The following is a 13,139-nucleotide window of genomic DNA, read 5'->3' as shown; positions in this document are numbered from 1 at the left end:
GGCAACCGGCCTCATCGCTGGCAAGCCAGCTCCCACAGGTTTTGTGCCAGGCATGAATCCTGTGGGAGTTGGCTTGCCGACGATAAGGACCTGACTGCCTCTGAAGATCCCCAGCGGTACTTGCATCTTCCTTCCCCGCCCCGCATAACTTTATCCATGAATCTGCCCCTCCCCGCCGACAGCGCCCTGGCCGGTTTTCACCCCGCCGTCAGCGCCTGGTTCAGCCACACGTTCCCGGCGGTCACCGCTGCCCAGGCTCGTGCCTGGCCGTTGATCCGTCAGCGCCGCTCGACGTTGATCGCCGCACCGACCGGTTCCGGCAAAACCCTGACTGCGTTTCTTGCCGTACTCGATGATCTGGTTCATCGCGGCCTGGAAAACCCCGACGGCCTGCCCGACGAAACCCTGGTGGTCTACGTTTCGCCGCTCAAAGCGCTGTCGAATGACATCCAGATCAACCTGCAGAATCCGCTGGCCGGCATCACCGAACAACTGCGCCAACTGGGCCTGCCCGAGCTGCAGATCACCACCGCCGTGCGCACCGGTGACACCCCGCAAAAAGACCGTGCGGCGATGCGCAAGACTGCGCCGCATATTCTGGTGACCACGCCGGAATCGTTGTACGTGCTGCTCGGTTCCGAGTCAGGCCGCAAAATGCTCGGCACCACGCGTACGGTGATCATCGATGAAATCCACGCGATGGCCGCCGGCAAGCGCGGCAGTCATCTGGCGCTGAGTCTGGAGCGCCTGCAAGCGTTGTGCAGCGAACCACTGACGCGCATCGGCCTGTCCGCCACGCAGAAACCGGTCGAAGCCGTGGCGCAATTTCTCGTCGGCCATGAGCGGCCCTGCGAAATCATCGACATTGGCCACGCTCGCCCTCGGGATCTGGGCATCGAAGTGCCGCCGGTGCCCTTATCGGCGGTGATGGCCAATGACGTTTGGGAGCTGGTCTACAACCGCCTCGCCGAACTGGCCCGCGAACATCGCACCACGCTGATTTTCGTCAACACGCGGCGTTTGGCCGAACGCCTCAGCCGGCACCTGAGCGAACGCCTCGGCAAGCACGCCGTCGCGGCGCACCACGGCAGCCTTGCCAAGGAGTTTCGCCTCGATGCCGAGCAGCGGCTCAAGCGCGGCGAGTTGCAGGTGCTGATCGCCACCGCGTCGCTGGAACTGGGCATCGATATCGGCGAAGTCGATCTGGTCTGCCAGATCAGTTCGCCGCGCTCGATTGCCGGTTTCCTGCAACGGGTCGGCCGCTCCGGCCACCAGGTCGGCGGCACGCCGAAGGGACGCTTGTTCGCCACCACCCGCGACGATCTGATCGAATGCGCCGCCCTGCTCGACTGCGTGCGTCGTGGCGAACTCGACACTTTGCATATTCCACAGGCGCCGCTGGATGTGCTGGCGCAGCAGATCATTGCCGAAGTCAGCTGCCAGGAATGGCCGGAAGACGCGCTGCTGGCCATGTTCCGCCGCGCCGCGCCCTATCGCGACCTCGACGAAAATCACTATCAGGCGCTGCTCAGCATGCTCGCCGAGGGTTACAACGGGCGCCAAGGCATCCGCAGCGCGTACCTGCACCGCGACGCCGTCAGCCGCACCTTGCGTGGCCGGCGCGGTGCGCAACTGACTGCAGTGACCAGCGGCGGGACGATTCCCGACAACGCCGATTACAGCGTACTGCTCGAACCGCAAGGCCTGAACATCGGCAGCGTCAACGAAGATTTCGCCGTCGAGAGCATTGCCGGCGACGTGTTCCAGCTCGGCAATACGTCGTACCGCATCCTGCGCGTGGAGGCCGGCAAGGTGCGCGTCGAGGATGCCCACGGCCAGCCGCCGACCATTCCGTTCTGGCTCGGCGAAGCGCCGGGGCGTAGCGATGAGCTGTCCGCCGCGGTGGCACGCCTGCAAGCGCAACTCGACGAATTGCTCGGCGCCAACCCCGGCGATCTGCAACCGGCGCTCGACTGGCTGACCCAGACCCTGGGCCTCAACCGCGCCAGCGCCGAGCAACTGATCGAATATCTGGCCCGCGCACGCCAGACCCTCGGCGCCCTGCCCTCGCAGGACACGCTGCTGATGGAGCGGTTTTTCGACGAATCCGGCGGCACACAACTGATCATCCACACGCCGTTCGGCAGCCGCATCAACCGCGCCTGGGGCCTGGCCCTGCGCAAGCGCTTCTGCCGCACCTTCAATTTCGAATTGCAGGCCGCCGCCAGCGAAGACGCGATCGTGCTGTCGCTGTCGACCAGTCACAGCTTTGAACTCGACGAGGTGTGGCGCTACCTGCACAGCAACAGTGCCGAACACATCCTCATCCAGGCCGTGCTCGACGCGCCGCTGTTCGGCGTGCGCTGGCGCTGGAATGCCGGGGTCGCGCTGGCGCTGCCGCGCTTTACCGGCGGGCGCAAAGTCGCGCCGCAGTTGCAGCGAATGAAAAGCGAAGACCTGATCGCCAGCGTGTTTCCCGATCAGATCGCCTGCCTGGAAAACCTCGCCGGCGAGCGGGAAATCCCCGAGCATCCGCTGATCGAACAAACCCTCGACGATTGCCTGCACGAAGCGATGGACAGCGAAGGCTGGCTCACGCTGTTACGCCGCATGGAGCGCGGCGAGGTGCGCCTGATCAGCCGCGACCTGCCGGCGCCCTCGCCGCTCGCCGCAGAAATTCTCAGCGCGCGGCCGTACACCTTTCTCGATGACGCGCCGCTGGAAGAGCGCCGCACGCAAGCGGTGATCAACCGACGCTGGAGCGATCCGCAATCGACCGATGACCTCGGTGCACTGGATGCCGACGCCATTACAGCCGTATGCGAAGAAGCGTGGCCAACGGCGAATTCGGCGGATGAAATGCACGAAGCGCTGATGAGCCTGGCCTGCATCAGCGCAGCGGAAGTGGCCGCCAATGACGGCTGGCGCGAGTGGCTGCAGACCCTGGCCAGCAGTGGCCGCGCGTGTTGTCTGCAGGTCGATGCCGAGCATTCTTTGTGGCTGGCCCGCGAACGTCTGACCTGCCTGCAGGCGCTTTATCCACAGGCCACGCCGCATCCCGAGCTGGACGCATTACCGGGCTTCGACGCGGCGTGGAGTTTCGATGACGCCTTGCTCGAAGTGATCCGCGCGCGCCTCGCCGGGTTCGGCCCGCTGCCGTTACTCGCCATCGCCCAACCGCTGGCGTTGCCGACTGCGCAGGTCGCGCAAGTCCTCGCCCGACTGGAGCGCGAAGGTTATGTGCTGCGCGGCCAATTCACGCCGAACCTTGATCAAGAGGAATGGTGCGAACGGCATCTGCTCGCGCGCATCCATCGCTACACGGTCAAGCGCTTGCGCCGGGAAATCGAACCGGTGGCGTTGCAGGACTTCATGCGTTTTCTGTTCGACTGGCAGCACCTGTCAGCCTCGACGCGCGGTCAGGGCAGCGCGGTGTTGCCGGCAATTGTCGGCCAGTTCGAAGGCTACGCGGCAGCGGCTTCGGCGTGGGACAGCGACATTTTGCCGGCGCGGCTCAAGGACTATTCACCGAGCTGGCTGGATGAGCTGTGCCGCAACGGCAAACTGGTGTGGACGCGCCTCAGCGCTCGGCAAAAGGTCAGCGGCACGGCGTTGCGCAGCACACCGATCGTGTTGCTGCCGCGCAGTCAGGTCGGCTTGTGGAGTGCGCTGGCCGAACAGACGCCGGTAGACGAGCTGTCGCCGAAAACCCGCAAGGTCTTCGACGCCTTGAGCCAGCACGGCGCGTTGTTTTTCGATGAGCTGATTCACGAAGCGCACCTGTTGCGCAGCGAACTGGAAATCGCCTTGCAGGAACTGGTCGGCGCCGGGCTGGTGAACGCTGACAGCTTCGCCGGCCTGCGCGCGCTGATCACCCCGCCGAGCAAGCGCCAGCAGCGTAGCAGTCGGCGCGGGCGCGGCGCGTTTGTCGGCGGCATGGACGATGCCGGACGCTGGGCCTTGTTGCGGCGCGGTACAGCTGTGGATAACAACGAAACGCTGGAGCATGTCGCCATGACGTTGCTGCGTCGCTACGGCGTGGTGTTCTGGCGCTTGCTCGAGCGCGAGGCGGACTGGTTGCCGAGCTGGCGCGAATTTTTGCGCACATTCCATCGGCTCGAAGCGCGTGGCGAGATTCGTGGCGGGCGCTTCGTCAGTGGTCTGGCGGGCGAACAATTCGCCCTGCCCGAGGCGATTCCCCTGTTGCGCGAAGTGCGCCGACGCCCGCACGACGGCAGTCTGGTGATGGTCTGCGGGGTCGACCCGCTGAACCTCGCCGGGACCCTGTTGCCCGGGGTGAAAGTCCCGGCGCTGGCGAGTAATCGGCTGGTGTATCGCGATGGGGTTGCGGTGGCGGCAATGATTGCCGGCAAGCAGCAGATCTGGGGGAATGGGGTCAGGTGGTCGTTGAGCAGATAGGCAGGAAACTCATCCGCAATTGAGGGTGTCTGTTCTGGCCTCATCGCGGGCAAGCCCGCTCCCACAGGGTTCTGCGGTGTACACAAAACCAATGTGGGAGCGGGCTTGCCCGCGATGAGGCCGGGACATGCAACGCATCATTCAGATCAGGTCCGCGATTCCTGCGGCACCTGCGCCCCCGCCACCTCATCCACCGCCTGGCGCTTGGGCATCACCACCTGCTGTGGATAAGTCTGGGCAAAATGCACATTCGCAGTGTTATCCACAAGCTTCTTCAAACGCTGGTTGAACGCCCGGCTCACCGCATACTGTCCGCCTGAGACCGTGCGAAATTGCGCGGTCAGCACCACGCCGTTGAGATCCATTCTGTCGACCCCGAACACATCCAGCGGGCCTTGCAGGTTGTACTTGAGGAACGGGTCTTCGCGGATCGAATCGCCGGTCTCGCGGATCAGTTCGATGGCCTTGTCCACGTCAGTGTCATAGGTGAACTGCACCGAGAAAAATGCGAAGGCGAACTGCCGCGACTGGTTGGTAACCGCTTTGATCTGGCCGAACGGCACCGAGTGCACGAAGCCCTTGCCGTCGCGCAGGCGCAGGGTGCGGATGGTCAACCCTTCGACCGTACCGGCATGCCCGGAATCGAGCACCACCCAATCGCCGATCGACAGGGTGTCTTCGATGATGATGAACAGCCCGGTGATCACATCCTGAACCAGTTGCTGCGAACCGAAACCGATTGCCAGACCGACCACCCCGGCCCCCGCCAGCAAGGGCGCAACGTTGATCCCCAGATTGGCCATGGTGGTGATTGCGCAGATCACTACCAGGATGATTTTGATCGCGTTGCGCAGCAGCGGCAGGATGGTTTTCACCCGCGTGCTCGGCTGGCGTGCCGCACGTTTGCTCAGCGGCGGTTTCAGCGCTTCCTGAATGGCCGTGTCCAGCACCACCCACAGCAGCCACGTCACCAGAAAGATCAGACCGATGCTGCTCAAGGCTTCGCTGATCGCCCGGCCCACCGCGCTGCTCTGGGCAAAATCAAGCAACGACACGCCCCAGATCCGTCCGAGAATATCGAGGAAGGCAATCGCGATGACGATCCGCAACAACGCGTGCAACAGGCTAAGAAAGCGTTCCTTGTAGGCGCTGCTGCGCTGGATCGCTTCGGCCTTGCGCGACTTGAACAGGTGCTGCAGCACAGTGCTGAGAAACACCGTGCCAATCAACAATACCGTAGTGAACAAGGCGCAGCGCAGGGCTTTCTGGTTGTCCTCGCCGATGCCGATCAGGCTGACTGCCGAGACCAGCACCATCAGCACGATCGGCCAGTACCACAGCCCGGAAAAAATCCGCAGCGACTCTTGCAATGACGGCTGTTTCAGGCGCTGGCTCAGCGAGCGGTTGCGGATCAGATGCGCCACCGGGCGGCGCAGGCGAATCACCAGCAGGCCGAAAATGATCGAAGCGATCAGGCCGGTGAACACGGCGATGCTGCTGGTGATGTTGCCGCCCAGTTGCCGAGCGATCTGCGGGCTGGTCAAGGCATCGCTGAGCGCGGCAAGAAAGCCGATCAGGAACAGCGGTCGCGGACAGTATTGGCGGATGATTCGCGCGGCGGTGCGTTTATGCCCGACATTGAACACCACGACCACGCACAGCAGCATCGAGGTGGAAAAGATGCCACTGCTGGTCGCGTAAGCCAGACACAGCGCCAGCGCGCGGCCCACCGAGGCTTGCAGAAAATGACTTACATAAAGGGTCAGCGGCAGGCAGATCAGTGCTGGCACGGTGAACGGCAGCAGATAACCGAGCAGGTCCTGACCGCGCTGGCGCGTGCGCAGCCAGCGGCCTTCGCGCAGGCGTTTGGCCAACAGGCTGCCAAGTACGGTCAGCACGGCAAAACTACCGAGCCAGGCGCCGGACAAGCTGAGGAAATCCCCGGCGACGCTCCAGCCCGAGCGATTCGAGGGTTGCTTGACCAGTTTGTCGACCTCATCGGCGGCGCGGTCGGCACGCAGGCGCCAGGCGTCGACCAGATCTTCGTTGAGGTCGAGTTTTTCCTGCACGTCATCAATGCTGGTACTGATCGCGCCGAGCAGCCCGCCCTGCACCAGCGGCTCGGGCTCGGCGGCTTTTTCGCTGGTTTCGGCGTTGGCCGGAACGCCCGGCAGCGCAGCAGCCTCGACTTCACTGGCGCCGAGAAACAGCAGCGCTCCCAGCACAATGGCGATCCTGAACCTGGTCAACACGCGGAGCTCCTGTGAGTGAACCTGTAAGGAACTGATCGGTAATCGCGCGGCAAGTTCAGCATCAGGGCCACACACATCCCTGTGGGAGCGAGCCTGCTCGCGAAGGCGGCTTCATATTCAACCGCTCTGCTGACTGACCCAGCGCTTTCGCGAGCAGGCTCGCTCCTACAATGAACCGGAGGCGATTGGCGATCGTGACCGCCCGTAACACCGCCGAAACTTTCCCGCCCCCGCCGCAGTCATCACAAAACACCGGCAACACGAGGACTTTCTACGGGAGGATGGGATGGCGGCGATTCACATCGGTATTTCAGGCTGGCGTTACGCCCCGTGGCGCGGGGACTTCTACCCGAAGGGACTGGCGCAGAAGCGCGAATTGCAATTCGCCTCGCGCGCCGTCAACAGCATCGAAATCAATGGATCGTTCTATGCGCTGCAACGGCCGGAACGCTACGCCCAGTGGTACGCCGAAACCCCGGACAACTTCGTCTTCAGCGTCAAGGCGCCACGTTTCATCACTCATGTGCGGCGCTTGCGCGAAATCGAAAAACCGCTGGCGAATTTCTTTGCTTCGGGCGTGCTGGAACTCAAGGAAAAGCTCGGGCCGATCCTCTGGCAGTTCCCGCCCAACTTCAAATTCGAGCCTGAACGCTTCGAAAACTTCCTCGCTCAATTGCCGCGCGACACCGAAGCCGCCGCCGCACTCGCCCGTCAGCATGATGAGCACCTGCGAGGCCCGGTCAGCGTCAAAGCCTGGCGTAAAAAGCCCCTGCGCCATGCGGTGGAAATCCGCAATGACAGCTTTATCGATCCTGAATTCGTACGCCTGCTCAAGCGCCACAACACCGCGCTGGTGATCGCCGACACTGCGAATAAATGGCCGTACCGCGAAGACGTCACCAGCGACTTTGTCTACCTGCGTCTGCACGGTGCCGAAGAGCTCTACGCCAGCGGATATAGCGCCGAGGCTCTGGAGCGCTGGGCCGAGCGCATCGATGCCTGGCACCACGGCGGGCAACCGCAAGACGCGCAGTTGATTGCCCCGCGCCTGAAACCGCGCGCGCGCAAATCCCGCGACGTGTTCTGCTATTTCGACAACGACATCAAGGTTCGCGCGCCCTACGACGCACGCAACCTGTTGCAGCGTTTCGATCTCGACAAGGACCTCGCCACCGCCCCCGGCGAACCCGCTGGCGAAGGAGTGTTGGCATGAGCATTCCAGAACCGGTCGGCTTCACCGATGAAGGCTCGGTAAGCGCGCCGTCGGTAAGCACCTTCACTGTACTGACGGTCAACACGCACAAGGGTTTCACGGCGCTAAACCGGCGCTTCATCCTGCCGGAGCTGCGCGAAGCGGTGCGCAGTGTCGCCGCCGATGTGGTGTTTTTGCAGGAAGTCCACGGCACCCACGAACACCACCACAAGCGCTTCGACAACTGGCCGACGATGCCGCAGTACGAATTTCTCGCCGACAGCCTCTGGCCGCAGTTCGCCTATGGACGCAATGCGGTATACCCGGATGGCGACCACGGCAACGCGCTGCTGTCGAAATTCCAGATCATCCGGCACGATAACCTCGACGTGTCGATCAGCGGCCACGAGAACCGCGGCCTGTTGCATTGCGTGCTGCGCTTGCCCGGCGACGGCGCTGAGGTGCATGCGATCTGCGTGCATCTGGGCTTGCGTGAGAGCCATCGCAACGCGCAACTGGATCTGCTGATGCAACGCCTGGCCGAATTGCCGCAGGACGCGCCGGTGATCGTCGCCGGCGACTTCAATGACTGGCGCCAGCGCGCTGATGCGCAACTCAAGCCGTGCGGCTTGCGCGAAGTGTTCGCCGAACATCAGGGCAAACCGGCGCGCAGTTTTCCGGCGCGCCTGCCGACCCTGCGCCTGGACCGCATCTACGTGCGCAACCTCAAGGCCAGCCAGCCGAAAGTTCTGGCGAACCGGCCCTGGTCACACCTTTCCGATCATGTCCCGCTGTCGGTGGAGATCCAACTATGAGCAGCTCGCCACTGGAGAAATCCGCCGTGGAGCCGATGACCATCACCCCGCCGGTCCGCGAGCCCGGCCATGTCGATGTCGAGTACCGCTGGCACGGCGGTAATCGCATCGAACTGCTGGAGAACGGCGAGGAATACTTCCCGCGAGTGTTCGAAGCGATGCGCGCGGCGAAAAGTGAAATCCTCCTTGAGACGTTTATCGTTTTTGAAGACAAGGTCGGTGCCGAGCTTCAGGAAATTCTCATCGACGCCGCGCGGCGGGGCGTGCGCACCACGGTCAGCCTTGACGGCTTTGGCTGTGGCGAGCTGAGCACCGGTTACCTCACGGCACTCAGCGACGCCGGCGTGCATTTGCAAATCTTCGACCCCGCCCCCAAGCACCTGGGCATTCGCACCAACTGGTTCCGCCGTCTGCACCGAAAGATCGTGGTGGTCGACGGCACGATCGCGTTCATCGGCGGGATCAATTTTTCCGGCGATCACCTGGCCGATTTCGGTCCCGAAGCCAAGCAGGATTACTCGGTGGAAATCCAGGGCCCGGCGGTCGCCGATATTCACCACTTCGCCTTGCTGCAAAGCGGTCGTCCGGGGCGAGCGAAATTCTGGTGGCAACGCCGGCGCCAGCGACGCGCCGAAATGGCTTTCAACGACCACGACGGCCAGGTGCGCCTGGTGTTTCGCGACAACGACCAGCATCACACCGACATCGAAGATGTGTATTTGCAGGCGCTGCGCCACGCCAAACACCGGGTGGTGATCGCCAACGCCTACTTCTTCCCCGGCTATCGCTTGCTGCGCGAAATCCGTAATGCCGCGCGCCGGGGCGTCGAGGTACGCCTGATTCTGCAAGGTCAGCCGGACATGCTGGTGGCCAAGATCGCCGCACGCATGACCTATGACTACCTACTCAAGGCCGGCGTGCAGATTCACGAATATTGCCAGCGCCCGCTGCACGGCAAAGTCGCGCTGATGGACGAAGAGTGGAGCACTGTCGGCTCGAGCAATCTCGATCCACTGAGCTTGTCGTTGAACCTTGAAGCCAACGTGCTGATCCGCGACCGCGCCTTCAATCAGCATCTGTACGAGCGCCTCGAAGACCTCAGCCGCAACCACTGCAAAGCCATGGACCCGGCGAAGCTGCCGCGCGGGCGCATCTGGCACATGACTGTGGGTTTTCTGGTGTTTCACTTCCTGCGGCATTTCCCGGCCATGGCCGGCTGGCTGCCGGCACATAAACCAAGGCTCAAGCCATTTCGAGGGAACCTGACATGAGCCATTCCGAAACGCATTCGGCCGAGCACTCGGCACCCGCGCAACATTCGAAGTGGAGCCGCTGGAAGCGTCCGCTGACGCTGCTGTTCTTTCTCGCCCTGATCGTCTTGCTGACCATGTTCGCCATGCGCATCGAATGGGCCGAAGTGCTGCAGACCCTTGCCGATTTCAAAGTGCGCACGCTGATCATCGCCGCCAGCCTGACCCTGCTGAGCTTTCTGGTCTACGCCAGTTACGACCTGATTGGCCGCACCTACATCGGCCAGGATCTGACCTGGAAGCAGATCCTGCCGGTGGGGATCATCAGTTACGCGTTCAACCTCAATCTGAGTGCCTGGGTCGGCGGCATCGCCATGCGCTACCGCCTGTATTCGCGGCTGGGGGTGAGCAAAAGCAACATCGCCAAGATTCTCGGCCTGAGCCTGGCGACCAATTGGTTCGGCTACATGACCATCGCTGGCGTGGTGTTCACCAGCGGTTTGGTGAGCATGCCGCCGGGCTGGAAAATCAGCAGCACCGCGTTGCAGGGCATCGGCGTTTTACTGTTGCTGGTGAGCGCGGGTTATCTGGCCGCGTGCCGCTTTTCCAAACGCCGTGAATGGTCGATTCGCAATGTTGAAATCAACCTGCCGTCGCTGCGCATGGCAGTTCTGCAACTGCTGCTCGGTGCGTTGAACTGGTCGTTGATGGCGGCGGTGATTTTCACCTTGCTGCCGAGCAAGCTCGATTATCCGTTGGTGCTGGGCGTGTTGCTGATCAGTGCGATTGCCGGCGTTATCACCCATATCCCGGCCGGACTTGGCGTGCTCGAGGCGGTGTTCGTCGCGCTGCTGCAACATGAGGTGTCGCGCGGCAGTCTGGTGGCGGGGTTGCTGGCGTATCGGGCGATTTATTTTTTGCTGCCGTTGCTGATTACGCTGGTGATGTATCTGGTGGTGGAAGCGAAGGCCAAGGCGTTGCGGATCGAGAAGAAGCCTTCCTGAGATTAGTGGTGAAGCTGATGGCCCCTTCGCGAGCAGGCTCGCTCCCACATTTGGAATGCATGCAACCTGTGGGAGCGAGCCTGCTCGCGAAGAGGCCAGAAAACCCAACACATCATCTGGACTGGATGATACTCAACCGCTCCCCGACCACCATCTCGGTAATCCAGTCCACCAGAATCGAGGTATACGCCTGCTGCGACACCGGATCGCTCAGCGCGTGATCGGCGCCGTCGATGATCCGGTGCGTCAGTGAGTGGGTCTGCTGACACGCCGCGCGATAACTCATGATCGTCGCGTGCGGGACGAAGTCATCGGTTTCGGATTCCACCAGCAACACGTCCCCGGTGAATTGCGAACAGGCATGCAAGGCGCGGTTGCTGTCCGCTCGCACCAGCGTGCCGCGATAGTCACGCAGATCCGCCTTGTCCAGATCGCGCTTGGGCGTGTGCCACTGCTCGTCGCGGTACAGCGCCGGCACCCGCAGCGCCAGCCAGCGCACCGGGCGCAACGAAGTCAGAATCGAGGCCAGATAGCCGCCATAACTGGTGCCGACCACGGCGATCGCCGAGGTATCCAGCGCCGGGTGCGCCAGCAGGCGATCGTAGGCGGCGAGCAAGTCGCGCAGATTATCCTCCCGGGTCACCCGGCTCAGCGGAATACCGGTGCCGCCGGTGTGCCCGCGCAAATCGAAGGTGAGGCACACGCAACCCAGACCGGCGATGCCCTTGGCGCGCTCCAGGTCACGCTCCTGACTGCCGCCCCAACCGTGCACGAACAAAACGCCCGGCACTTTCGATTTGGGACTCAGAAAGGTCCCGCTCATCTGTTCATCATCAATGTCGATTTGAATGCTTTCGCTTCTAGCCGTCATAGGATTTGACCGTTACATATTTGAGAAGAAATTCGCTGTTCTCGGCCGGGCCGCGATAGACCTCGATGGCGTCCGCCGGCAGCGCCTGATCGGTGTAGGTTTCCACCGAAGACACACGGATCGCGCGCATCCCCGGATCGTTGACGAAACTCTGCAGCGCCGCGACTTCGGCGCTGCTTGCCCCGCCCATGCGCCAGGATTGCTCAAGTACGCCGCTGCGCGGGTTGCCACTGCTGTCGAGGCCTTGGGCGATGTCGTAATTACGTCGCGAGGCGAAGAATCGCGGGTAGGCTTCGTCAGCGGCGCTGTCGAACACCTGGGCCTGTTCGATGGCCAGGCGCACGTCGTCGGGCAGATCCAGCGCCAGCAAGGCTTCATAACCGCCCTGCACCACCAGCAGATTGGACCCGCCGTAGACTTCCTCGCCCTGACCATCCTCGGTCAAGTATTGCTCGCCGCAGTAACTCAGCACTTTGCCGCCGATGAATGACTGGCCAACGCTGTGGGTCACCACTTTGCTCAAATCCTGCTCGAGCACCACGCCTTCGCCGAACAGCTTTTCAGCGTCGGGCCGGGCGAGGATTTCATCGAAGGCGTCGAGGCTTTTGATGACTTCCTGGCCGCGACCGGCGCAGGCATGAATCGGCTTGATGCGAATCGGCCCGGCATACAGCAGATGCTCGGCGGCTGGCCGTGCATCTTCCAGGGCGAATACGCTGAGCCCATCGAGCACGACGTTGCGCACCCGCTCGGAAAACAGTGGTGACCAGCCCGGCGGCGCGTGGGCCAGGTGGCTGCGTAAACCGTGGCTGATAGCTTTGGTGCAGATGAAGTCATGTTCGACGTAGCCGCCCCACAGATCGTCCGGGCCGCTGATGCCGAGCCCCTCGGCGTGGGCGGCACCGACGATAGTCTGCGTGGGCAGTAGATACAGGTCGCGGCCGCGGTGTTTTTCCGCATCGTAACTGCCGCCGAACTTGCACCCTAGAATCTGCGCCAGCCAGCGCGCCAGGGCTTTGTTGGTCTGGACTTCGTGTTGCGGCGCGTCGGGACGCACCGAGTGAGCGACAACGATTTTCTTGCGTGGTGTCGGGGTCATGCGTTCCCCTTTTGCTGGTTCAATGGTTTCCCGTTGAGAGGTGCAGAGATCAGGCCAATCGTTGCACGCGGCAAAGCTACTGAAAATCAATCAGTTACCGAGAAAATGCTGGCACCACGCCTGTTTCAAACTGCACGACAGCGCAGAAAATTCCGGCAAATTGCACGATTAATGGCTTCCACAACACACCTGTGGGAGCTGGCTTGCCAGCGATTTCGGTAGGTCCCTCACCAATGG

General features: G+C 62.6%; 8 protein-coding genes. 5 read left to right on the top strand and 3 right to left on the bottom strand.

Translation table 11 applies throughout. The features are described 5' to 3' along the window. The first annotated feature begins 156 nt into the window (after positions 1-156). Positions 157-4,419, top strand: coding sequence for a DEAD/DEAH box helicase (locus M0746_RS28900; RefSeq protein ID WP_258451408.1), 4,263 nt, complete (start codon positions 157-159; stop codon positions 4,417-4,419). A gap of 146 nt (positions 4,420-4,565) precedes the next feature. On the opposite strand, the gene M0746_RS28895 is transcribed toward M0746_RS28900, so the two are convergent. Beyond that, a complete protein-coding gene (locus M0746_RS28895) occupies positions 4,566-6,668 on the bottom strand; it encodes a mechanosensitive ion channel family protein (RefSeq protein ID WP_258451414.1) in 2,103 nt (700 codons plus the stop codon). A 289-nt stretch (positions 6,669-6,957) separates the two neighbouring features. Here M0746_RS28895 and M0746_RS28890 point away from each other — a divergent pair, with 289 nt between their 5' ends. From M0746_RS28890 to M0746_RS28875, 4 genes are read left to right on the top strand one after another with little or no spacing between them, the layout of a single operon-like run. Next, complete coding sequence (locus tag M0746_RS28890) at positions 6,958-7,884, top strand: DUF72 domain-containing protein (protein WP_258451407.1); 927 nt, start codon at positions 6,958-6,960, stop codon at positions 7,882-7,884. Beyond that, positions 7,881-8,678 (top strand): endonuclease/exonuclease/phosphatase family protein, encoded by a 798-nt coding sequence (locus tag M0746_RS28885; RefSeq protein ID WP_208939579.1) that lies wholly within the window; start codon positions 7,881-7,883, stop codon positions 8,676-8,678. Before M0746_RS28890 ends, M0746_RS28885 begins: the two co-directional genes overlap by 4 nt. After that, positions 8,675-9,949 carry a cardiolipin synthase ClsB gene (gene clsB / locus M0746_RS28880; RefSeq protein WP_203419677.1) on the top strand — a complete coding sequence of 425 codons (1,275 nt, stop codon included), beginning with the start codon at positions 8,675-8,677 and terminating at the stop codon, positions 9,947-9,949. Before M0746_RS28885 ends, clsB begins: the two co-directional genes overlap by 4 nt. After that, positions 9,946-10,932, top strand: a complete 987-nt coding sequence (locus M0746_RS28875; RefSeq protein WP_258447863.1) for a lysylphosphatidylglycerol synthase domain-containing protein — start codon at positions 9,946-9,948, stop codon at positions 10,930-10,932. Before clsB ends, M0746_RS28875 begins: the two co-directional genes overlap by 4 nt. A 112-nt stretch (positions 10,933-11,044) precedes the next feature. Here M0746_RS28875 and M0746_RS28870 read toward each other — a convergent pair whose 3' ends face one another. Further along, on the bottom strand, positions 11,045-11,803 hold the full coding sequence (locus tag M0746_RS28870) for an alpha/beta hydrolase family protein (protein WP_093097875.1): 759 nt from the start codon (positions 11,801-11,803) through the stop codon (positions 11,045-11,047). Continuing rightward, complete coding sequence (locus M0746_RS28865) at positions 11,793-12,902, bottom strand: DUF3182 family protein (protein ID WP_208939575.1); 1,110 nt, start codon at positions 12,900-12,902, stop codon at positions 11,793-11,795. The genes M0746_RS28870 and M0746_RS28865 overlap by 11 nt, the downstream gene beginning before the upstream one ends. Between the last annotated feature and the right edge of the window lie 237 nt (positions 12,903-13,139).

The organism is Pseudomonas sp. S11P7, assembly GCF_023195435.1.
GTDB classification, from domain to species: Bacteria; Pseudomonadota; Gammaproteobacteria; order Pseudomonadales; family Pseudomonadaceae; genus Aquipseudomonas; species Aquipseudomonas fluorescens_G.
The sequence above is the reverse complement of the archived record's forward strand: the minus strand, read 5'-3'. Positions and strand labels throughout refer to the sequence as shown.

Coding starts and splice junctions, on each gene's coding strand:
- M0746_RS28900 (WP_258451408.1), top strand. CDS start 157: ATGAATCTGCCCCTCCCCGCCGACAGCGCCCTGGCCGGTTTTCACCCC.
- M0746_RS28890 (WP_258451407.1), top strand. CDS start 6,958: ATGGCGGCGATTCACATCGGTATTTCAGGCTGGCGTTACGCCCCGTGG.
- M0746_RS28885 (WP_208939579.1), top strand. CDS start 7,881: ATGAGCATTCCAGAACCGGTCGGCTTCACCGATGAAGGCTCGGTAAGC.
- clsB (WP_203419677.1), top strand. CDS start 8,675: ATGAGCAGCTCGCCACTGGAGAAATCCGCCGTGGAGCCGATGACCATC.
- M0746_RS28875 (WP_258447863.1), top strand. CDS start 9,946: ATGAGCCATTCCGAAACGCATTCGGCCGAGCACTCGGCACCCGCGCAA.
- M0746_RS28870 (WP_093097875.1), bottom strand. CDS start 11,803: ATGACGGCTAGAAGCGAAAGCATTCAAATCGACATTGATGATGAACAG.
- M0746_RS28865 (WP_208939575.1), bottom strand. CDS start 12,902: ATGACCCCGACACCACGCAAGAAAATCGTTGTCGCTCACTCGGTGCGT.